General features: G+C 45.5%; 21 protein-coding genes and 1 pseudogene. 12 read left to right on the top strand and 10 right to left on the bottom strand.

What is annotated here, in order from left to right; all coding sequences use genetic code 11:
* Positions 1–115 precede the first annotated feature (115 nt).
* The 4 genes from FTT64_RS03800 (at position 116) to FTT64_RS03785 (ending at position 3262) form a co-directional block, all read left to right on the top strand.
* A complete protein-coding gene (locus tag FTT64_RS03800) occupies positions 116–760 on the top strand; it encodes a ParA family protein (RefSeq protein WP_005180385.1) in 645 nt (214 codons plus the stop codon).
* 136 nt (positions 761–896) lie between these two features.
* On the top strand, positions 897–2024 hold the full coding sequence (locus tag FTT64_RS03795) for an AI-2E family transporter (RefSeq protein ID WP_162182848.1): 1128 nt from the start codon (positions 897–899) through the stop codon (positions 2022–2024).
* Positions 2025–2129: 105 nt separating this feature from the next.
* On the top strand, positions 2130–2675 hold the full coding sequence (gene sodC, locus FTT64_RS03790; RefSeq protein WP_104505661.1) for a superoxide dismutase family protein: 546 nt from the start codon (positions 2130–2132) through the stop codon (positions 2673–2675).
* A 287-nt stretch (positions 2676–2962) separates the two neighbouring features.
* The gene (locus FTT64_RS03785; RefSeq protein ID WP_045795347.1) at positions 2963–3262 is read left to right on the top strand and encodes a DUF3817 domain-containing protein; all 300 of its coding nucleotides are present in this window, start codon (positions 2963–2965) and stop codon (positions 3260–3262) included.
* Positions 3263–3376: 114 nt separating this feature from the next.
* On the opposite strand, the gene FTT64_RS03780 is transcribed toward FTT64_RS03785, so the two are convergent.
* The 3 genes from FTT64_RS03780 to FTT64_RS03770 form a co-directional block, all read right to left on the bottom strand.
* On the bottom strand, positions 3377–4606 hold the full coding sequence (locus tag FTT64_RS03780) for an MFS transporter (RefSeq protein ID WP_160232294.1): 1230 nt from the start codon (positions 4604–4606) through the stop codon (positions 3377–3379).
* 232 nt (positions 4607–4838) lie between these two features.
* Entirely contained in the window at positions 4839–5210 is a 372-nt protein-coding gene (locus tag FTT64_RS03775) for a hypothetical protein (RefSeq protein ID WP_005180395.1), read from the bottom strand.
* 152 nt (positions 5211–5362) lie between these two features.
* Complete coding sequence (locus FTT64_RS03770; RefSeq protein ID WP_045795292.1) at positions 5363–6772, bottom strand: FAD-binding oxidoreductase; 1410 nt, start codon at positions 6770–6772, stop codon at positions 5363–5365.
* Between the two features lie 354 nt (positions 6773–7126).
* On the opposite strand from FTT64_RS03770, the gene serA reads away from it, so the two are divergent.
* The 3 genes from serA (at position 7127) to FTT64_RS03755 (ending at position 10490) form a co-directional block, all read left to right on the top strand.
* Positions 7127–8359 (top strand): phosphoglycerate dehydrogenase, encoded by a 1233-nt coding sequence (gene serA, locus FTT64_RS03765; RefSeq protein ID WP_005180397.1) that lies wholly within the window; start codon positions 7127–7129, stop codon positions 8357–8359.
* A gap of 236 nt (positions 8360–8595) precedes the next feature.
* On the top strand, positions 8596–9471 hold the full coding sequence (locus tag FTT64_RS03760; protein WP_180182059.1) for a DMT family transporter: 876 nt from the start codon (positions 8596–8598) through the stop codon (positions 9469–9471).
* Between the two features lie 146 nt (positions 9472–9617).
* Positions 9618–10490 (top strand): DMT family transporter, encoded by an 873-nt coding sequence (locus FTT64_RS03755; protein WP_104505691.1) that lies wholly within the window; start codon positions 9618–9620, stop codon positions 10488–10490.
* Positions 10491–10561: 71 nt separating this feature from the next.
* Here FTT64_RS03755 and FTT64_RS03750 read toward each other — a convergent pair whose 3' ends face one another.
* From FTT64_RS03750 to truB, 3 genes are all read right to left on the bottom strand, one after another.
* On the bottom strand, positions 10562–11020 hold the full coding sequence (locus tag FTT64_RS03750; RefSeq protein ID WP_075168265.1) for a hemerythrin domain-containing protein: 459 nt from the start codon (positions 11018–11020) through the stop codon (positions 10562–10564).
* A 159-nt stretch (positions 11021–11179) separates the two neighbouring features.
* Entirely contained in the window at positions 11180–11947 is a 768-nt protein-coding gene (locus FTT64_RS03745; protein WP_104483938.1) for a TSUP family transporter, read from the bottom strand.
* Positions 11948–11983: 36 nt separating this feature from the next.
* Entirely contained in the window at positions 11984–12889 is a 906-nt protein-coding gene (gene truB, locus FTT64_RS03740) for a tRNA pseudouridine(55) synthase TruB (protein ID WP_104505665.1), read from the bottom strand.
* A gap of 290 nt (positions 12890–13179) precedes the next feature.
* Here truB and FTT64_RS03735 point away from each other — a divergent pair, with 290 nt between their 5' ends.
* The 5 genes and pseudogenes from FTT64_RS03735 (at position 13180) to FTT64_RS14400 (ending at position 18301) form a co-directional block, all read left to right on the top strand.
* The gene (locus FTT64_RS03735) at positions 13180–14205 is read left to right on the top strand and encodes a lipase secretion chaperone (protein ID WP_104505666.1); all 1026 of its coding nucleotides are present in this window, start codon (positions 13180–13182) and stop codon (positions 14203–14205) included.
* A 313-nt stretch (positions 14206–14518) separates the two neighbouring features.
* The gene (locus FTT64_RS03730) at positions 14519–15520 is read left to right on the top strand and encodes a triacylglycerol lipase (RefSeq protein WP_160240921.1); all 1002 of its coding nucleotides are present in this window, start codon (positions 14519–14521) and stop codon (positions 15518–15520) included.
* Between the two features lie 68 nt (positions 15521–15588).
* On the top strand, positions 15589–16197 hold the full coding sequence (locus FTT64_RS03725) for a hypothetical protein (RefSeq protein ID WP_227554602.1): 609 nt from the start codon (positions 15589–15591) through the stop codon (positions 16195–16197).
* Between the two features lie 92 nt (positions 16198–16289).
* Entirely contained in the window at positions 16290–17261 is a 972-nt protein-coding gene (locus tag FTT64_RS03720; protein ID WP_180182060.1) for a triacylglycerol lipase, read from the top strand.
* Positions 17262–17324: 63 nt separating this feature from the next.
* A pseudogene (locus FTT64_RS14400) lies at positions 17325–18301 on the top strand (esterase/lipase family protein).
* A gap of 61 nt (positions 18302–18362) precedes the next feature.
* Here the strand turns inward: FTT64_RS14400 and rplS are convergent.
* The 4 genes from rplS to rpsP all read right to left on the bottom strand — a co-directional run bounded on the left by rplS (position 18363) and on the right by rpsP (position 20515).
* On the bottom strand, positions 18363–18731 hold the full coding sequence (gene rplS, locus FTT64_RS03705) for a 50S ribosomal protein L19 (protein ID WP_104500703.1): 369 nt from the start codon (positions 18729–18731) through the stop codon (positions 18363–18365).
* A gap of 173 nt (positions 18732–18904) precedes the next feature.
* Positions 18905–19654: a tRNA (guanosine(37)-N1)-methyltransferase TrmD gene (gene trmD, locus FTT64_RS03700; RefSeq protein ID WP_180182062.1), complete on the bottom strand. Its 750-nt coding sequence runs from the start codon at positions 19652–19654 to the stop codon at positions 18905–18907.
* Positions 19655–19680: 26 nt separating this feature from the next.
* A complete protein-coding gene (gene rimM, locus FTT64_RS03695; protein ID WP_075167879.1) occupies positions 19681–20229 on the bottom strand; it encodes a ribosome maturation factor RimM in 549 nt (182 codons plus the stop codon).
* A gap of 28 nt (positions 20230–20257) precedes the next feature.
* A complete protein-coding gene (gene rpsP, locus FTT64_RS03690) occupies positions 20258–20515 on the bottom strand; it encodes a 30S ribosomal protein S16 (protein WP_004809941.1) in 258 nt (85 codons plus the stop codon).
* Positions 20516–20574: the final 59 nt, after the last annotated feature.

The raw sequence follows: 20574 nt of genomic DNA, 5'->3' as shown, positions 1-20574 counted from the left end.
TTTTCCTGATTTTTTAAAATTTGCAAGCAGCGCTATGACTTTTGTCAACGGTCATCTCCAGCACATCAAACAATGATATGCTAGGGATGAGCAGAATAAAATCTTTAGTAGGGTCATGAAAACAATCTTAGTCGCCAATCAAAAAGGTGGATGTGGAAAAACCATTACCGCCATCAGTTTAGCTTCCGCCTTAGCCCAAAAAGGATATAAAGTCGCCCTGGCCGATGCCGATAACCAGAAATCTGCACGACAATGGTTAAAACAGCGTCCAGAAAGCGCCGCTCCCATTCAGAGTCTGGACTGGCGTCATGAAAAATCGGTCGGTGATGCGCCTAAAAATATCGAATACCTGATTATTGATGCGCCGGGGGCATTATCTGGTGATCAGGCCGAGCAGCTGATTAGTGAAGCACATGCGATTATTACCCCGCTGCAGCCCTCCTTCTTCGATATTGATTCAACCCGCCGCTTTTTAAAGCATTTGCAGGAAATTAAACGGATTCGTAAAGGCAAGGTTCAGATTTTACTGCTAGCCAACCGGGTCAAGGCCAACAGTGCCAGCTCCAAAGAAATTCGTGATTTCTTTGAAAAAATTGAACAGGAACCGGTGGCCTGGATTTCTGAACGTGCTGCCTATGGTCAACTGGCGATGCAGGGTTTAAGCGTATTTGATAAAACCCAGAAAAATTACCTGACCATTCAAAATCAGTGGCAGCCTGTCCTGAATGCAATTATTGATGATCCGGCCCAATGGTTCTAAGCGCTTAAGCGATTAAACGGCTTTTGCCTTTCCACTCCCGCTTCAATATTTAACAGAACTTACGCAGCGTTCATTTGCGAGCGCTGGGTTTTCAGTTAATATGCTTCAAGACCTTAGGAATGAGCCAGTGAACTCAGTGCAACAATACGCGCCCACTTTACAAAAAGTCTTGCTATTTGGACTATTTTTTGTCCTGATTTTTTTGAGCTTTCATGTCCTCAAATACTTTATTGTTCCTGTAGTTTGGGCCACTATTATTGCCTATATGACTTGGCCGCTGTATCAGTCGGTACAGCGTATGTGCGGTCCACGGCCGACCTTAAGTGCCACAATTATGATGATTCTGGTGACACTGGTAGTCGGTATTCCGTTGACCTTTGCGATTTTTATCTTGCAGCACGAAGGGCGCAACCTGTATTACGAATTACAGAAACAGGTCTTTTCCGGACATTTGAATGTACCGGACTTTATCCGTGATCTGCCCTTTGTCGGTAAAGAAATTAGCCGTTCCTTACGTGAAATTAATGAAGATCCGAACAGCATCATTAATTCGATTTCAGTCTGGATTCAGGGTCATCTGAATTATGGCCGTTTCCTGCTCAGTGAAATTAGCCGCAATTTAATTAAACTCGGCTTTGCCATGCTGTCGCTATTCTTCTTCTATCGCGATGGCCAGACCATTTTAAATCAGGTCAGTAAAGCGCTGGAAATGGTGATCGGACCACGTGTACACCATTATTTAGATACCATTTCTGAAACCACCCGTGCGGTGGTTTACGGGGTTGGCTTGACTGCAATTGCCCAGGCACTTTTGGCCGGGGTCAGCTACTTTGTGGCCGGGGTGCCAAACCCGATGGTATTGACCATTGTCACTTTCCTGTTTGCCCTGATTCCGTTTGGCCCACCGCTGGCCTATGGCTCGGTGGCACTGTGGCTGTTCTCGCAGGGGCAAACCATTGAAGCAATTGGGGTGATGGCCTGGGGCGTGTGTGTGGTTAGTACCGCAGATAACGTAATTCGCCCGCTGGTGATTTCTGGCGCCACCCAGATTCCATTCCTGCTGATCATGTTCGGGGTTCTGGGCGGCATTGCCAGCTTTGGCCTGATTGGCCTGTTTATTGGTCCGGTGATTCTGGCGGTCTTGCTGGCAATCTGGCGTGAATGGCTGCATGAAACCAATGAAGCCGAAGCTATGATGATGCCAAAAACCACCATGGCCTATGACCTGCCCGATGATCAGGGACCGGCTGCACCAAAAGGCTAAATTTCATTAAGAAACTTATACACGCCTGTACGCAAACAGCATTGTGTTGCCTCCTGAGCCTTGTTTGAATGAAGCCACATATTCGAATAAGACAGGATGCAAACCATGACCCCACTTTTTAAACTTGGTGCTTTATGTGCGTTTACCGCGCTGATCGGAGTCGGCTGTACCACCACACCCGATACTATGATTGGTGCCAGTAAAAACGTTGCCGTTAATGCGGTCTCTGCCCAAGGCATTGGCGCCCAGCTCGGTGAAGTTCAACTGACCGATAGTGCTGCGGGTCTGGTCATCCGTACCAATCTGACCCAGTTACCACCGGGTCCACATGGTTTCCATATTCATGAAAACGGTTCCTGCGCCCCAGCAGAAAAAGACGGTAAAATGCAGGCTGCGCTAGCCGCAGGTGGCCACTTTAATCCGAATCAGGCACCCAACCACGGCAATCCATTAAGCGGCCATCTCGGTGATTTACCGGTCCTGAATGTGGCAGCCAATGGCACGGCACGTGTCACCCTACTGGCGCCGCGTCTGAAATTACAGGATGTACAAGGTCTGGCGCTCATGATTCATGCCGGTGGCGATAACTATGCCGATACGCCAAAACCGTTAGGCGGTGGTGGTGACCGGATTGCCTGTGGCGTGATCTAAACCTTGATGCGGATAAATCCCGACTTATCCACAGTTTTCTGATTTTTAAGGCACTTATCCATAGCGATGAGTGCCTTTTTCTATGCCTAGATTAAATAGCAATCTGAGGTTACAAGATTAATTATCAGGCTTTTATTTCAACATCAACAGCTTAGCAAAAACCAAGTCCTACAGTCTGATTTATATTAAAAAACAAAAACTTAAAACCGGGCCGTGCACTAAAAAGCATGGCCCTCTGCGCCAATATTCGCTACACTGCAACTAGATCTATGGGGAAATTGCAGAGTATGAACATCCAAAGCTTGCGCGTGGTGGGTTTTTTAGAAGGTTTATCTTTTCTGGCCTTGCTGTTTATTGCCATGCCACTGAAATATATATGGGGTAACCCAATTCTGGTGAAATACGTCGGCATGGGCCACGGTGTGCTGTTTATTGCCTTTCTGGTGGTGCTGTTCGTGGTCTGTGAAAAACAGAAATGGTCAATTCAGGTGTTTTTAATGGGCGTGATTGCTTCAATTTTACCGTTTGGCCCGTTTATTTTTGATGCCAAACTGAAGAAAATGGCACAGCCGCAGGTCGAAGTGTAACTCCAGACTCATCGATCAATCAGGCATTCACCAGATTACTATCTGCTGGATGCCTTTGTTTTTTGGCCTTTTAACCACATTATCCTATTGATAAATGCCAGATGATCAGCCCGCTTAAAACTGACCGCTTTCGGCACGTTCGCGCATAATCTGTTTCAGACTCAGCCGCGGATAGGCAAACCACAAGGCGATTAAGGCAAAACAGGACAGGCTATAAGCCCACAGCTCAAAATGACTGTAGAGCATGCGCACCAGTTCAATCACCACAAAAAAGCTCAGCATCATCAGCACAGAAGCGGTTGCGGCCACGGTCCCTTTCGATACCTCGGACGACATCAGGGCAAAACGGTAAATAATTGAAAAACTGATGCCCTCACCAAAGCTGATTAAAGTCATACCCAGAATCAGACACCAGATTAAATAGTCTGGTATGAGCAGACCAAGAATTAACAGCAAGGTACCGACCAACATGAGTGGCAAGCCTATCAGCACAGTCTGTCCCAAAGCAAAACGGTCAATGATTTTCAGCAGCAATAAATTCCCGGCAATCAGCCCGCCCAAGACCGGAAATTGGGCCAGACCATATTGCAGACTGCTCAGATTGAGCTGCTCCACCAGCATCACCGGCGACAAGGCAATCCATAACATCAGCGGCATGCTTAAGAGCGGCAAGGCAAAGGTCATGGTCAGAAAACGGCGGTTTTTCAGTACCTGTTTAAAATCATCCCAGATATAGCCAATCGGCTGTTTCGGAATACTGAGCTGCTGCTCCGGCATTTTGGCTTTCAGTCCGAGCCAGCTCAAAGCCGCCAAAGCTGCAATCCCAATAAAGCCCCAATGCCAGGACACATGCTCGATCATAAACGCACCCAACACTGGCCCCAGTAGCGGCGCCAGCAGCGATACATTGGCCATGAGTGCCATGACTTTAATTGCATCGCGTTCGGCAAAACTTTCCTGAATGGCGGCATAGCCCACTGCGGTAATTACCGACAGGCCAAAGCCCTGCAAAAAGCGCAGCAATAAAAAGCTTTCGATGTTCTGGGTCAATAAAATCAGCAGGCAGGTCACCACAAAGAATAGCACCCCGCCCAGCAAGACTTTTTTACGGCCTAAACGGTCTGACAAAGGGCCTAAAATGGCCGCGACACAGGCACCGCCGAGCAGATAAAACGACATCGAGGAGGCTGCCCAGGAACTGCTGACGCCAAAATCCTGAGTAATGGCGAGCATGGCCGGCTGTACCAGATCATTGCCGATATAGACGGAAAATTCGAACAGCACCAAAGCCAGCGGAAACATTAAGGTGGCGCGGGAGAGCGTTGTAGTTGGAGTGGTTTGCATAGCGCTCAAAAGCCTGCAAGATTAGCAGGCTGCAATCATAACAATGGGCGCAGTGTAGCAGAGTTTATTTTTAAAATCTGTGACTTTTCTGATGGGGAAATGCTGAACTTCCGGCAGCAACACTTAGCTAAAGCAGCTGAACGAAACCAGTATAAATCCCCGGTTTTAAAAACAGAAAAGCGCAGGGTTTAGCTACGCTTTTCAATCAAAATCATTGAAAGACTCAAGCGGATTAAGGACATACAGCCTTCTGGAAAGTCTTGGTATTTTTGCCGCGCAGACATTGATAGCTCTTTTCAGTTTTCACTTTTTCCCAGTCGCCATCGACCAGTTTAAAACTGTAAATGGTGCGAATCGAGCGTACCGAATCATCCATTAAACCGGTTTCAGTCACTTTAACCTGGGCCGCAGTCGGTGATTCGACATTATTAAAGAATTGACGCAGCTCGACTGTCGCCAGCTGTTTACGTAAATCCGGACGCTCTTTTAACACCTGTGCCAACGGTGTTTCGGCAGACGGTGTCACTTTAGACACAATATTCTGGGTGGTGGCACATCCTGTAACAGCAATCGCCAGTCCTGCCATTGCAGCGAAACGAAACATAACTCTATCCAAACTGATTCAACACTGTAAAAATGATGCCGGCTTTTTGCGCTTAACACTATGCACAGAATGTAATTTGAACGAGATTGCACATGATAAGTGCCATAAAAAAAGCGCATCCGGAGATGCGCTTTTTCGTTCTATTGGCCTGATTACAGGTCGAATAATTTACCCGGGTTCATAATCCCATTCGGGTCAAAGACCTGTTTCAAGGCTTTCATATATTCGATTTCTTCAGCAGAACGCGAGTATTCCAGATATGGCTTTTTGGTCATGCCAACACCGTGCTCTGCAGAAATTGAACCGTCATATTTTTTCACGGTATCAAACACATACTTGTTCACCACCTGACATTTGGCAAAGAATTCATCTTTGCTTAAATCGGCAGGTTTCAGGATGTTCAGGTGCAGGTTACCGTCACCAATATGACCGAACCAGCAGATTTCAAAGTCCGGATAGTTCTCGGCCACAATCGCATCAATTTCTTTAATGAATGCCGGCACGTGGGTAATCAGCACTGAAATATCGTTTTTGTATGGAATAAACGGCGCAATCGATTCCGAAATATCTTCACGTAAACGCCATAAGCTTTCGACCTGATCCAGGCTTTGGCTGAGTACGCCGTCCAGCACCCAGCCCTGTTCCATACAGTGCTCAAAAATTTCCATCGCCTTGTCCATAATCGGTTCAAACGGCGCTTCAAATTCAAGCAATACATAGAATGGACATTCGGTTTCAAACGGACGCTGTACATGACCATTGGCCAGTACTTTCTGCATTGCCAGTTCACCAAAGAACTCGAACGCAGTTAAATCAATTTTGGCCTGGAAAGCGTGCAGCACAGGCATGACTGCATCAAAATCCGGTACACCCAGCACCATCACTTGCAGGTCTTGCGGTTGACGCTCCAGCTTGATTTCCGCTTCAGTGACTAGGCCTAAAGTCCCTTCACCACCAATGAATAAGTGTTGCAGTGCATAACCGGTGGCGTTTTTGATCATGCCTTTGTTTAAACGCAGCACATCACCTTTACCGGTCACCACGGTTAAGCCCAGCACCCAGTTACGGGTCATGCCGTATTTAATGACTTTAATGCCGCCGGCATTGGTACCAATATTACCGCCAATTTGTGATGAACCGGCAGAGGCAAAATCGACCGGGTAATACATGCCCTGCTCTTCGGCATAGTTTTGCAGCTGTTCAGTCACCACACCGGCCTGTACCCGTACCATGCGGTCTGCCGGGAAGAATTCCAGAATCTGGTTCATCTTGTCCATGCTGACCACGATTTCACCATTGGCCGCTACCGCACCCGCAGAAAGACCGGTACGACCGCCCGATGGGGTCACTGCGACATTGAACTGATTGGCAAGTTTCACAATCGCTTGCACCTGCTCAGTGCTCGATGGAAAAACGATGACGGATGGGTTTGGATCAAAGTGCTTGGTATGATCTCGACCCCAATTCTGGAGGCTGTCCGCATCAGTTTTAATACGGTTTTCACCTACAATTGCAGTCAATTGGGTCAATAACTCTGGGGTTAAAGCGACTGGAGCATTCATCGTTTGCAGACCTGGCAAGAATTAAACAAGAAGAGATTTATCCGGACTGGCGCTGTACATTTTAAAGTCATGCCAAAGCACAGTAAAAGATAAAAAACGGGCAAGAAACCAACAGCCTGAGGCTGGTTTTTGCCGTCTGGGGCTATTATAAGCGATTTTTCTGTAAAACCTGAGAAAAACCATCATTTTGATAATATATCTTTGAAAATACAGAGTTAATTCAACCAAAAATGAATCCTGCGTTTATATTTTCTATAGAAATAGCAGACCGATCAGCCATAAATGGAATGTATCTCCTGCCCGCTCCTATGATATGATACTGCCACTAAATTTGGCCTTTGTAGCGGAGCCGTAATGAGCCAACATCTTTCACTACCTAAAGATAAAATTCGTTTCCTGTTGTTAGAGGGCGTTCACCAAAATGCCATCGACACGTTAAATGCTGCCGGATATACCAACATCGACTACCGTAAAACTGCGCTTGAGGGTGAAGCGCTGAAAGAAGCGGTCAAAGATGCACACTTCATTGGTATTCGTTCACGTACGCAATTAACTGAAGAAATCTTTGAAGCTGCGAACAAGCTGATCGCGGTTGGCTGTTTCTGTATCGGAACCAACCAAGTCGATTTAAATGCAGCCATGGTACGTGGTATTCCAGTATTTAACGCACCATATTCAAATACCCGTTCTGTTGCGGAACTGGTCCTTGCTGAACTGATTCTGCTGCTTCGTGGCGTACCAGCCAAATCGGCATCATGTCACCGCGGTGGCTGGGAAAAATCTGCAGCGGGTTCTTTTGAAACACGCGGTAAGACTTTAGGTATTGTGGGTTACGGTTCAATTGGTTCGCAACTGTCTGTGCTTGCTGAAAGCCTGGGTATGCATGTGATCTATTATGATGCAGTGACCAAACTGCCAATGGGTAATGCGCGCCAGGTCGGTTCTTTGGCTGAATTGCTGGCCAATGCAGACGTGGTATCGCTACACGTGCCAGACGTTCCATCAACCCGTAACTTTATGGGCAAAGAACAGTTTGCACAAATGAAAGAAGGCGCGATCTTCCTGAATGCGGCACGTGGTACCTGTGTCATTATTGAAGATCTGGCAGATGCAATTAAATCAGGTCATCTAGCTGGTGCTGCGGTTGACGTATTCCCGAAAGAGCCGAAAGCCAATGGTGAAGAATTCGTTTCTCCACTGCGCGGTCTGGACAATGTGATCCTGACTCCACACGTGGGCGGTTCAACCATGGAAGCGCAAGCCAACATTGGTCTGGAAGTGGCTGAGAAATTTGTGGCTTATTCTGACAAGGGTATGACCCTGTCTGCAGTGAACTTCCCTGAAATTGCCTTACCATTGACTGAAGGTAAACACCGTTTACTGCACATTCATAAAAACATTCCAGGCGTATTGTCTAAAATCAACAACCTGTTTGCTGAGCAAGGCATCAACATTTCGGGTCAATCTTTAATGACCAAAGGTGATGTCGGTTATCTGGTGATGGATGTGGATGCAACTGCATCTCAAGAAGCACTGGATATGCTGCATGATGTTGAAGGCACTATCCGTGTACGTGTTCTGTTCTAATTTCAATTAGACAGTAACACCCAAAACCACAGCCCTTGTGCTGTGGTTTTTTATTTCCCGCTTTAAAAACAATACGCAATCCTTATTTCATGTTCTTTTGAAATCGTGCATGAGTCTTGTTTTACCTGCTGACCGCTTACGCAGTCACGACATGGAAGCGTCATCTGTTCATGCTATGCTAGCGGCTATTGATCTGTTGATGATCGCCCTACTCTCCCAACCAGCCCATTCCAGTTATGTCGATACTTCAAAATGCGCCGCATCTCCGCGCTGTGCTGTTGTTGCTGATTGCCATGCTCAGCCTGCAAAGCAGCGGCTCGATGGCCAAACTGCTGTTTGATCAGTTCCCGATTCTGACCGTTTCTGCCATGCGGCTGCTGCTGAGCGCGCTGGTGCTGATGCTGATTTTTCAGCTCTGGAACATTCAGCCCAAAGCCATACGCTGGCCAGCGATTTTCAGCTACGGCGCAGCACTGGCCGGCATGAACATGCTGTTTTATCTGGCGATTGACCGCCTGCCGCTGGGGATTGCGGTATCGTTTGAGTTTATCGGGCCATTAAGCGTGGCGCTGTTTTATGCCCGGCGCAAATTCGACTTTATTTGGGTCGGCCTCGCCATTGTTGGGCTGGTGCTGTTGTTTCCTTTTGATCAGACCGCGCAGCCGCTCGATGGTCTGGGCGTGTTGTTTGCCTTATGCGCCGGTGCCTGCTGGGCCTTATATATTGTGGCCGGACAGAAACCATCGGGTGTATCCGGGAATCATACGGTCTGTCTGGGTATGCTAGTCGGTACCCTGATTTTATTACCCATTGCCTTATGGGATGGCCTGCCTGTTAGCGTATTTGAACCGGGCAATTTCATCTATTTTATTGCCTTGGCAGTTCTGGCCAGCGCCTTGCCCTTTAGTCTGGAAATGATTGCACTTCGCAACCTGACCGCACTCAGTTTCGGTACACTGATGAGCATGGAACCGGCCATTGCCGCGCTCTCCGGTTTTGTCTTTTTGGGCGAACAGTTACTTTGGAATCAATGGCTGGCCTTAAGCACCATTATTGCCGCCTCTATTGGCTGTACCTATACCGTACAGCAGCGTAAACAGCAGTCCAGTTAAGTAGAGTGGATCTGGCCAGACTGAGCCTCCTGCTGTGTAGTGCTGGAATTTATTTTGACCGGCTACTCATCAAAATTTAAGCAAATTGCTATAATCAGCAGCATCTCCCCAATATGCTGACACCTTCCGGTGTTGGTGGTGCGCTTATGCAAAATGCTCAACTGCTGTCGGTACTGTTCATGGTGCTGTCCATGACTTCGTACCAGATTAGTGCCTCCTTTGCCAAACAACTGTTTGAGGTGCTCGATCCGCTTACCGTGACCATTTTACGGTTGTGCTTTGCCGCCATTATTATCTGCCTGATGTTCCGTTCCTGGAAGATTATTTCCCGGCTGTCCTTTTTAAAATGGCGTGATCTGCTCTGCTATAGCGCGGCCCTGTGTCTGATGAATGTGCTGTTCTATATGTCACTGGGCAAATTGCCGCAAGGGATTGCGGTTGGTCTGGAATTTATTGGCCCACTGGGACTGGCCCTGCTCTCGATTAAACAGCGTAGTGATTATATCTGGGTGCTTTTAGCCATTTTGGGAATTGCGCTGATGGTGCCTTGGGGACAGGCCAACAGTGACAATTTTTCAGTCTTTGGTGCCCTCTGTGCGCTGGGTGCCGGTTTTTGCTGGGCCCTCTATATTTATTTCGGGCAGCGCGTGGTGCAGCAGAATATTGGCATGCATGCCCTCACCATTGCCATTAGTCTGGCTGCGCTGACCCTGTTACCCATTGGTCTGTATCACAATGCCGCGGCCCTGGTCGATACCCAATACTGGGGCAAAGCCATCGCCATTGCCATTTTGGCCACCGCCATTCCGTATGCACTGGATCTGAAAGCCTTGCAGCATTTAAGCAAGCTCAGCTATGGTACCCTGTCCAGTTTATCGCCGGCACTGGCCGCGCTAACCGGCCTGGTGTTACTCGGTGAACAGATCAGCCTGTTGCAATGGGTCGCGCTGTTCTGTGTGATGCTGGCCTCCGTGGGCGTGACTCTAAGAGCCAGCCGCAAAAAAACCATCAGCCCTTAAGCAAAAAGAAAGATCAAACAAGATGAATAAAAAAAGATGGCCAAGAGAGCCATCTTTTTTAAGTCCTGAATTTAGACCAGACTGTCTTTTTGAATGGCTTTATATTTGCCGTATTCATTTAAATACTGTTTGGCCAGCTCGGTTTTCTGGCGCTCTTCCAAAATTTTCCCGGCCTGCTGGAAAAAGCCATGTTCTTCTTCCTGCAAATGATGATGTACTTTTTCAGACAGCTGCTTGGCAATCGCCAGCCAGCCCGGATTGCTAAATTCGGTTTCGGTCAGTTTTTCCAGCAGCTCATCCATTTCATGATGTTCTGCCAGCGCATGCCGGGTAATGTTCAGCCCGGAATCGGTCATCATTAGTGGAATATAAAAATAACGGTCTTCGGCCACAGCATGGGCGAATAATTCATTTTTCAGTTGATCAAACAGCTCGCGGCGTTCTGGTGTATCCCCCGAGGTCTGGATTAAACGCTCGGCCAGATCACGCTGTATTTCATGGCTTTCACGCAGTGCTTCAAAAATATTCATGTTGTTATTACCCTTTCAAATGCCAAAATTTAAACACCCGACAACGGGTTGCATCATTATTGTTAAGCAGACAGGTCAGGCTAAGCATTCACTATACGCCAAGCCCGTGCGACGGTTCCTGCAGCAATTTGTATGGGAAATTTTAATAATGAGAATGATTTACAACCAGAACATCTGATAGGCCATGCGTATAATCAGCACACTAACCAGGACCAGAAATACAATCCGGATAAAGCCGCTGCCATATTTAAAGGCCAGACGTACCCCGACCAGAGAACCGGTAATATTAGCCAGTGCCATCATCGCCCCGACCATAAACAGCACATGACCCGTGGGAATAAAGAAACTCAGCGCTGCCAGATTGGTCATAAAATTGGCAATTTTCGACAAGGCCGAGGCATGCAAAAAATCGACCTGTAAATAACGAATAAAATAGAAAATAAAAAAGCTGCCCGTGCCGGGGCCAAAAATACCATCATAAAAACCAATCAGCACACTGCCCAACGCCGCCAGGAGCAACATTTTGCGGTTTAAAGTCTGCTGCACATGCAGCTGGCCAAACTGCTTTTTCATGAAGGTGTAGATGGCAATCACGATCAGCATCAGCAGCACAAAGGGCCGCAAAATATCGGTCGGAATCATTGACACGCAGGCTGCGCCAACGAAAGAGCTGAGAAAGGCACATAGCCCGATCACGCCCAGCAATTTCCAGGACAGCTGCACTTTGCGTAAAAAAGAAAAGGCCGCCGAAGCAGTGCCACAAATGGAAGCCAGTTTGTTGGTGCCAAACACCGTGGCCGGCGCCAGTTGCGGCATTGCGCCCATAATCGCCGGAATCTGGATCAGGCCGCCACCACCAACCGCGGCATCAATTGCACCGGCACAGAAGGCAAAAATCACGAGGCTGATGACGATTTCAATATCCATATCGGGGCAATCCTGTGGCCTCAGTGCAGATGAAAATTAGAGATTCAAGACCCGTTTTGGTACCAGACGTTTTTTATCGGTAATTTCCGCCAGCCCTAAACATTTCTCGCCCTCAAATACCAATACCTGAGTTGCCGCCGCATGGTCAATATTACTTTCCATGCCGCGACAAAAATATTCGGCCCGGCCTTCTGGCACCTGTACCTGTGGAAAATGCTCAATCGGGGCATAAACCGGCAGCAACAGCGCTTCACGCTCGGCTTCGCTCAGGCTTTCCAGATAATCCAGGGTGTAGCTTGGGATCAGATCAAAATGCCCGGTCTGAATACGGTGCAAATAGGTCAGATGCCCATAGCTGCCGAGCGCCTTGGCAATATCTTCACCGAGTACACGAATATAGGTGCCTTTGGAACAAGTCACATCCAGGGTGATACTATTGTCAGTAAACCCTAGCAGCTCCAGCGCATAAATACTGATGGGACGCGCATCCCGTTCAATTTCAATGCCTTTACGGGCCAGCTCGTATAAGGGACGGCCTTCTTTTTTCAGCGCTGAATACATCGGTGGCACCTGCTGAATATCACCAGTAAATTGTTGCAGTACAGCTAAAATTTTCTCTTCGCTTAATTCAGGTACCGCTTTTTCCAGTAATACCTCACCTTCAACATCACCCGTCGTGGTGCTATGCCCTAAAAATACAGTTGTTTGGTAACGTTTTACTGAGTCTAATAAATAATGTGAAAACTTGGTTGCTTCACCTAAACACACAGGAAGTAAACCAGATGCCAACGGATCTAAAGCCCCTGTATGCCCTGCTTTCTGTGCACGAAATAACCAGCGGACTTTTTGTAATGCCGCATTCGAGCTAATCCCTAAGGGCTTATTTAACAGAAACACACCGCTAATATGACGACGCTGAATTTTAGGAGAAGAGGCTTTCATGATAAAAATCAGACCAAATTTTAAATTGCCGCCATGGTAAAACCCTGTGAAAGTATTTACAACGTTTGTGACAGTGAAATCTATTAATGACGCTTCGCTGTGACCTCATCTTGTACAAAAAATCTATTTTATTGTTGAGATTCAGTCGTTACCATGCACTTTAACGCAGTATAAAAATGACCTGTTTGGCTATGTTTTTTATACTGAAATTCACGCATGATGCTGCGTTTTTAGAACTAGATATTTTTTCATTATAACGAATAACATCACCCCATTTAGGTGCATAGGATATGCAAAAAAATAAATTATGGATGCTCTTGGCAATCATCATTGTGGTGATTGTCAGTCTAATTCTTTGGTTACGCCCAACACAAAGCACACAGTCCAGCAGCTCCACTGAACAGCAAAACAATGCTACACATCACGGTACAAGCGAGGCTAATTTTCAAGCTGGTTTGCCAAGCTATGCCAGTCATAGCCAACAAGACACTGAAATTAACTGTCAAATGCAGCTCGATGCCAGCAATCGCCTGATCGTCAATGAACAAACCCGCAACTGTTTTGAATATTTTATTACCCAGTTTGGTGAAAAGACCTTAGAACAAATCAAACAAGACTTTAAAGGCTATGTTAGCCAAAACCATCAAGAACCAGCACTATCACAAATTTTAGACTTATGGACACGTTATCTCGACTATCGCCAAGCTTTAGGGGAGCTGACACCACCTACAGGGATTGATCAAGAAGACCCTGCTTACTACCGCAGCATTTACACCAATACGCAAAATCTGCGCAAAAAATACTTTTCTAATTATGAAATTGAAGGATTATTTGGCACAGAAGATACGTACCACGAATACACACTTGATCGCATGCAAGTTCTTGCTGACAAGAAATTGAGCGAAGCTGAAAAAGCACAACGGCTAAAAGATTTATTTGAACAACTACCCGAAGATTGGCAAGAAAATCTAGAACAACTGAATAAATTGGATGATTTGCGTAAACTCACTGCAGACATTAAAGCCCGTGGTGGTTCAAGTGAAGAAATTCGCCAAATGCGTCTGAATCTGGTAGGTCCTGAAGCTACACAACGTTTAGAAAACCTAGATAGCGAACGTGCCAACTGGAAGTCTAGTGTTAATAACTACTTAACGGAACGAGATGGTATTATGAAAAGCGGCATGAGTGATGCAGCCAAACAGCAAGCCGTACAAAAGCTACGCCAACAACACTTTAAATCACCAGAAGAACGCTTACGTGCTGAAACGTTTGAGCAAGTACATGATCAAGGAGGCAAACTGCCCTTTGCAGATTAATTCATAACTTTAAAAAAGGGACATAAATTGTCCCTTTTTTGTATGCAAATTTTTCTCAATTCAAGTGCAGTTTTTCAAATTCATTAAAAATCAAAGCGTTAAATATTTATATACATTTGTATATAAAACAATATTTTAGCATTCATCGAAATGCTCGTTACTGTCCCAAAATGACATGGTTTTTAAGCCCTAGCATGAAAAAATAACTGCTCCAAAAACAAGCACTTTTTATTTGTAATAAGTGGCTTAAATAACATGCCCTTGCGGATGAGCATCGGCTAGAAAACAAGAATATAAAACATAGGAATTGTTTATGAAAACCTTCATAAGAACAACACAGGCACTTGCTTTGTCGACTCTAGCGATTGGGCTCAGCATGCATACTCAAGCAGCAGGTAGTGCAAGCCAAGTAACAGCAAAAGTCACTTCAAATTATGCGAAAACCAAATACCCAATTTTAATGGTTCATGGCTGGCTCGGTTGGGAACGCATTGGTACCAATACCATTGGTTTAGATTATTGGTATCAAATTCTGCCAGATATGGCACGCAATGGTTCTACTGTATTTGCAGCTCAGCTTTCACCTGCCAATACTACTGCACATCGTGGTGAAGCCCTCATTGCCCAAGTTGAAGATGTCATGGCAATCACAGGTCAGCCAAAAGTGAATCTGATTGGTCACTCGCATGGCGGCCCTACAGTCCTTTATGCAGCACAAGTAAAACCAAATGCAATTGCTTCAATCACTGGGGTTGCAGGAACTTATCATGGCTCTAAAGTTGCAGATGACATCCAAAATAATACGCTGACCCGTACAGCATTTAATATTCTAGGTGATTATATTATTGGACCATTAATTGCCTTAGGTCAGCTCAAACCTGAACTGGAAATTGACTTTGATGCATCGATGAAGTCCCTCACACAAACAGGTTCAAAAACCTTTAATGCAACGGTTGCACAAAATGCCGTGAAAGATGGCGTTTTAGCAGCGACTGAAAACTGTAATAAAAACCTAAAACCACGTGACAGTAAAGGCATCTATTACTATTCATGGACAGGTGTGGCGCAAGCGACCAACGCCTTAGACATTGATACGATTTTAATGCAACTTGGGCCATTGTCGTATGGCAGCAAAGACAATGACGGCATGGTGGCACGTTGCAGCGCCTTCATTGGTAAAGTCATTAAAGATGACTACAAACTTAATCACACCGATCTTGCCAACATGATGTTTGGCTTAAAAGGTCTATTCGCACCAGATCCTGTCGCGATGTATCGCCAACATGCCAACCGCTTAAAACTACAAGGTTTATAAGCAAAATGCCTTTATATTACGCGATATAAAGGCATTGTTTTTTTATTGCGCTCGCCTCAGGATGAACAATGAAAATATTTCCATTCTTGGCATTGGCTTTAGGGGTGGGTGCAATCTCATCCACAAAAGCCAGCACTGCATTACAAGCCTATCAAGCATCTTTTGTACTCTCTAGCTATGCGAAAACGAAGTATCCCATTGTCTTTGCACATGGCTTTGGTAGTTTGCTCGGGCATAGCATGAATGTTCTTACTCAGAATCAATATCCTGTTGAGATCACCGCGGCTTTAGATGCAATGCATCCAGAAAAAATACAACGCTTTAATGCGCTGTATGGTTCGAGTGCTATTCCGAAAGATTGCAACAGCCAAGGGACTAAAATCACATCGAATGGGATTCATCATTACTCATGGATGGGCAATCGCCAAGTCACCAATGCAGTCGATGTCATTGAATCCACCGTAGTTACCTTGGGTGGTAGTTTCTTGAAAGGCAGCCCCAATGATGGTGCATTGCCTCTTTGCAGCGGACGCTATGGACAAATTATCCGTCAAGATTATCAACATAATCATTTTGATGAAGTGAATCAGTTCTTCGGCATTATTGGCACTTTTGCACAAGATCCTGTGGCCTTGTATCGCCAACATGCCAACCGTCTTAAATTACAAGGTTTATAAACAAGCATTACATATATTCAACCATAAACCTACGTGGATTGTTTAGATTGAAATCAGGCTGGGACTGCCTAAAACAACAAGAGGAAACAACAATGAAATATGGATTAATCACTGCTGCTTGTATCGCAGCCATGACCATGACGACGGCTCAAGCCAACAGTACGCAAGCCAAACAATATAGTGCCAAAGCATCGACACAGTATGCCAAAACCAAATATCCAATAGTATTTGGTCATGGTATGGCAGGTTTTATTCAAATTGGTAGCGATCCTTTCGGTTTAGATTATTGGTATCAAATTCTGCCAGATTTAGCGCGTAATGGTGCCAATGTTTGGGCAACACGTGTTTCGCCATTTAACTCTTCAGAAGTTCGTGGTGAACAGTTGAAACAACAAGTGGAAGAAATTTTGGCGATTACCGGCGCACAGAAAGTCAACTTAATTGGCCATTCACATGGTGGACCAACGATTCGCTATGTGGCAGGTGTCATCCCAAATAAAGTTGCATCTTTAACTTCTGTCGGTGCACCACATAAAGGCTCACCCGTTGCCGATTTAATTTTAAAAGCTGAAGGCACTGTTGTTGAGGGTCCATTGGTAGGTGGCGTGAACCTTGTATCCAAAGCCATCACATGGGCACAAGGCTTAGATCCAAATAGTTTCCCTCACAATTCACTTGAAGGTGGACGCAGTTTAACTGCTGCGGGTTCCGCAGCCTTTAACCAAAAATTCCCAATTGGTATGCCAACAACGAGTTGTGGTGAAGGTAGCTATCAAGAAAAAGGCATTTATAACTATTCGTTCACAGGCGTAGGTCAAGTGACGAATCTACTAGATCCTGACTCTGCGCTCAAAGTGACTGCACTACTGATTGATGGTGGCAAAAACAATGATGGCTTAGTGTCGCGTTGCAGTGCCAAATTCGGTAAAACCATTCGTGATAACTACAACTGGAACCACCTAGACGAAGTCAATATGGTCTTTGGCTTAAAAGCCATGTTTGCTCCAGACCCTGTGGATGTTTATCGTCAACATGCGAATCGTTTAAAACTACAAGGGCTATAAAGCTCAACTCATTAAAGCCCTGCATTGCAGGGCTTTTCTTTGCATTCATGATTGGGATATTGCATGAAAATTAAAACAATATACTTCACCATAGCTGCCCTACTCTTTAGCTCATTCGGTACTGCTTCAAATTTACAAAAAGCACAAAGTAAAAACGTGATCTCTAACTATGCCAAAATGCAATACCCCCTCGTATTTGCACATGGCATGATGGGCTTTAATCGCATTGCTATGGATGTTTTGGGCATGGATTATTGGTATCAAATTTTGCCTGATTTAGCACGTAATGGTTCAACCGCTTTTGCTGCCCGCATGTCCCCTTTTAATTCATCAGAAGTTCGTGGCGAACAATATGTCGAACAGCTCTAAGAAGTCATGGCAATTATGGGTGCTAAAAAACTCAATTTAATTGGACATAGCCACAGTGCCCATGCAGTGCGCTATGCAGCAGGAGTCATGCCACAACATGTCGCTTCTGTTATGACAGTCGGTGGCGCCAATCAAGGCTCAATCGTGGCATCGGATGTGATGAAATTTGCCAGTTAAACTGGTACCTCTGATTTACTAAATACCCTGATTAGTAGTTTTGGCGCTGTGATTATGTGGGCACAGGGTTTGGATGCACATGCTTTTCCGCATAACGCTTTAGCTGCAGGTCATAGCACTTCTATTGAAGGCACCGCTGAATTTAATCAACGTTTTACGCTTGGGCTATCTTTAAAGCATTGTGGTGAAGGCAAATATAACGATCAAGGCATTGCGCTATATTCAATAATGGGCACAAACAAATGACCAATGCATTAGATTTCAGTGATGCCGCGATGAAGGCACTGGATTTGATCTCTGCTTCTAAAGCAAGTGCAAATGATGGCATTGTCTCCGTATGTAGTGCGAAATTTGGTAGAACGATTCGAGATGATTTTCCATGGAATCACTTAGATGAGGTGAATTTATTGTTTGGTATCACGGGTATCTTTGCACCAAACCCTGTCAATGCCTACCGTCAACACGCCAACCGCCTCAAGTTGCAAGGTTTATAAAATTTAGACATAAAAAAATGCGCCAAAAGGCGCATTTTTTTCAATTCGATAAAACGTAAAATTACGCTTTACGAGCTGGCAACTTTTCACGGATACGTGCAGCTTTACCAGAAAGTTCACGTAGGTAGTAAAGTTTAGCACGACGAACGTCACCACGACGTTTCACTTCGATTTTAGCAACGATTGGAGAGTGAGTTTGGAATACACGCTCAACACCAACACCGCTAGAAATTTTACGTACTGTGAACGCAGAGTTCAAACCACGGTTTTTCTTAGCGATTACAACGCCTTCGAACGCTTGTAGACGTTCACGGTCGCCTTCTTTTACTTTTACTTGAACAACTACTGTGTCACCTGGTGCAAAAGCTGGGATATCTTGTTTAAGCTGAGCATTTTCTACAGCTTGTACTAAAGGATGCTTACCGCTCATGGGGTATCTCCAATATATGCGAGTTAGAAGAGGTCTAATCATCGCTGGGGCTAGAGGCTAAAGCGCATAGACCCGATTGACTTTCCCTTTATGCTTGACCGCTTCAATGCATAAAGAGCCTATTTAAGTACTTAATCTAAAGATCAAGCTTTTCATTGTGCGCAGAGCATAAATTAAGCTTTATGTTCTGGCAAATCTTTTAGCCATTTTTTCTGCTGCTTCGTCAGCTCGACTTGTTCAACCAATTCAGGTCGACGTTCAAGTGTGCGCTGATAACGCTGCAAAAAGCGCCATTTTTCAATATTTGCATGATGACCTGATTTAAGTACCTCAGGCACATCCAAACCTTCAAAATGGTCAGGCTTTGTATATTGCGGGCAGTCTAACAGACCATCCACAAATGAGTCTTGCACATGGGATTGCTCATCAGACATTGCACCCGGAAGTCTCCGGATAATACTGTCCAACAACACCATCGCAGGCAGTTCACCGCCCGATAACACGTAATCTCCAATCGACCATTCCTGATCGACATATTTCTGGATTAAACGTTCATCGACACCTTCATAACGGCCACACAGCACAATTAATCCGTCATATTGAACAAATTCTTGTACAGCGGGTTCATTTAAGGTTTGACCTTGTGGTGACATATACACCACGGGTACGTTGACCGCACCTGCTTCATGAGCAAGTTCTTTGGCACGGTGGATTGCTTTTGCCAGTGGCTCAGCCATCATTACCATACCGGGACCACCACCAAATGGACGTTCATCCACCCGTTTGTAGTTACCCACAGCATAATCGCGAGGATTGATACAATGAATTTGCATCAAATCACGTTGTGCTGCGCGCCCGCTAATACCGAAACGTGTAATCGCTTCAAACATTTCAGGAAAAAGCGTAATGACTGCAAAAAACATCGCAGACTCCCGTATTTCCAAAAATATTAGTAATCTACGCCCCAATTGACGTAAATACGACCCGCTTCGAGATCAACGCGTTGTACCACATCTTTATGCCATGGAATCATACGCTCTTCACCATCAATGCTGTCAGCAGTTGCGCGAACCACCATCACATCGTTAGCGCCTGTTTCAAACAGTTCGTGGATTTGACCGAGATTGACTTCCTGTTCCTCATCATCCAGACCTAACACGGTTAGACCTTTTAAATCAGACCAGTAATACTCATCCACACCCGCTTGAGGCAGTTGCGATTTTGAAATCCAGATATTTGCACCAACCAGACCGTCTGCTGCAGTGCGATCGCTCACACCTTTTAAGCTGACAACCAGGCCTTTGCCATGTGGTTTCCAACGTTTTACATCGACAGTTTGCCAACCTGCTTTGGTCTCAATGTACCAAGGCAGGTAGTCAAACATGTTGCTCATAGGTTCTGTATTGGAATAGACCCAGAGCCACCCATTTAATCCATATGCTGAACGTAGCTGTCCAATCTGAATACGATCTTCGGGTACATTCTGTGTTGGTGTCATGGGCTACCTACTACTTAATTCTTTAAAATTATGCAGCAGCTGCAGCTTTCTTCGCTTGAGCAGCTAAAGAAGCAACACGTTCAGAAGGTTGAGCACCTTGTGCTACCCAGTGAGCAAAACGGTCAGCATCTAAACGAAGTTTTTCTGCTTTACCTTGCGCTGTAGGGTTGAAGAAACCGATACGTTCGATGAAACGACCGTCACGTGGATTGCGGCTATCAGTTACAACGATTTGATAGAATGGACGCTTTTTAGCACCACCGCGAGTAAGACGAATAACTACCATGATACAACCTTATAGTTTTTACGGATTATCCCTGTACCGACCATCGATACATTTCAAAC

The sequence above is a fragment of the Acinetobacter sp. Q186-3 genome (genome assembly GCF_013420655.1).
GTDB classification, from domain to species: Bacteria; Pseudomonadota; Gammaproteobacteria; order Pseudomonadales; family Moraxellaceae; genus Acinetobacter; species Acinetobacter indicus.
Note: the sequence above shows the minus strand (reverse complement) of the source record. Positions and strands in the feature narration are given on the sequence as shown.

Coding starts and splice junctions, on each gene's coding strand:
- FTT64_RS03800 (WP_005180385.1), top strand. CDS start 116: ATGAAAACAATCTTAGTCGCCAATCAAAAAGGTGGATGTGGAAAAACC.
- sodC (WP_104505661.1), top strand. CDS start 2,130: ATGACCCCACTTTTTAAACTTGGTGCTTTATGTGCGTTTACCGCGCTG.
- FTT64_RS03785 (WP_045795347.1), top strand. CDS start 2,963: ATGAACATCCAAAGCTTGCGCGTGGTGGGTTTTTTAGAAGGTTTATCT.
- FTT64_RS03780 (WP_160232294.1), bottom strand. CDS start 4,606: ATGCAAACCACTCCAACTACAACGCTCTCCCGCGCCACCTTAATGTTT.
- FTT64_RS03775 (WP_005180395.1), bottom strand. CDS start 5,210: ATGTTTCGTTTCGCTGCAATGGCAGGACTGGCGATTGCTGTTACAGGA.
- FTT64_RS03770 (WP_045795292.1), bottom strand. CDS start 6,772: ATGAATGCTCCAGTCGCTTTAACCCCAGAGTTATTGACCCAATTGACT.
- serA (WP_005180397.1), top strand. CDS start 7,127: ATGAGCCAACATCTTTCACTACCTAAAGATAAAATTCGTTTCCTGTTG.
- FTT64_RS03760 (WP_180182059.1), top strand. CDS start 8,596: ATGTCGATACTTCAAAATGCGCCGCATCTCCGCGCTGTGCTGTTGTTG.
- FTT64_RS03755 (WP_104505691.1), top strand. CDS start 9,618: ATGCAAAATGCTCAACTGCTGTCGGTACTGTTCATGGTGCTGTCCATG.
- FTT64_RS03750 (WP_075168265.1), bottom strand. CDS start 11,020: ATGAATATTTTTGAAGCACTGCGTGAAAGCCATGAAATACAGCGTGAT.
- FTT64_RS03745 (WP_104483938.1), bottom strand. CDS start 11,947: ATGGATATTGAAATCGTCATCAGCCTCGTGATTTTTGCCTTCTGTGCC.
- truB (WP_104505665.1), bottom strand. CDS start 12,889: ATGAAAGCCTCTTCTCCTAAAATTCAGCGTCGTCATATTAGCGGTGTG.
- FTT64_RS03735 (WP_104505666.1), top strand. CDS start 13,180: ATGCAAAAAAATAAATTATGGATGCTCTTGGCAATCATCATTGTGGTG.
- FTT64_RS03730 (WP_160240921.1), top strand. CDS start 14,519: ATGAAAACCTTCATAAGAACAACACAGGCACTTGCTTTGTCGACTCTA.
- FTT64_RS03725 (WP_227554602.1), top strand. CDS start 15,589: ATGAAAATATTTCCATTCTTGGCATTGGCTTTAGGGGTGGGTGCAATC.
- FTT64_RS03720 (WP_180182060.1), top strand. CDS start 16,290: ATGAAATATGGATTAATCACTGCTGCTTGTATCGCAGCCATGACCATG.
- rplS (WP_104500703.1), bottom strand. CDS start 18,731: ATGAGCGGTAAGCATCCTTTAGTACAAGCTGTAGAAAATGCTCAGCTT.
- trmD (WP_180182062.1), bottom strand. CDS start 19,654: ATGTTTTTTGCAGTCATTACGCTTTTTCCTGAAATGTTTGAAGCGATT.
- rimM (WP_075167879.1), bottom strand. CDS start 20,229: ATGACACCAACACAGAATGTACCCGAAGATCGTATTCAGATTGGACAG.
- rpsP (WP_004809941.1), bottom strand. CDS start 20,515: ATGGTAGTTATTCGTCTTACTCGCGGTGGTGCTAAAAAGCGTCCATTC.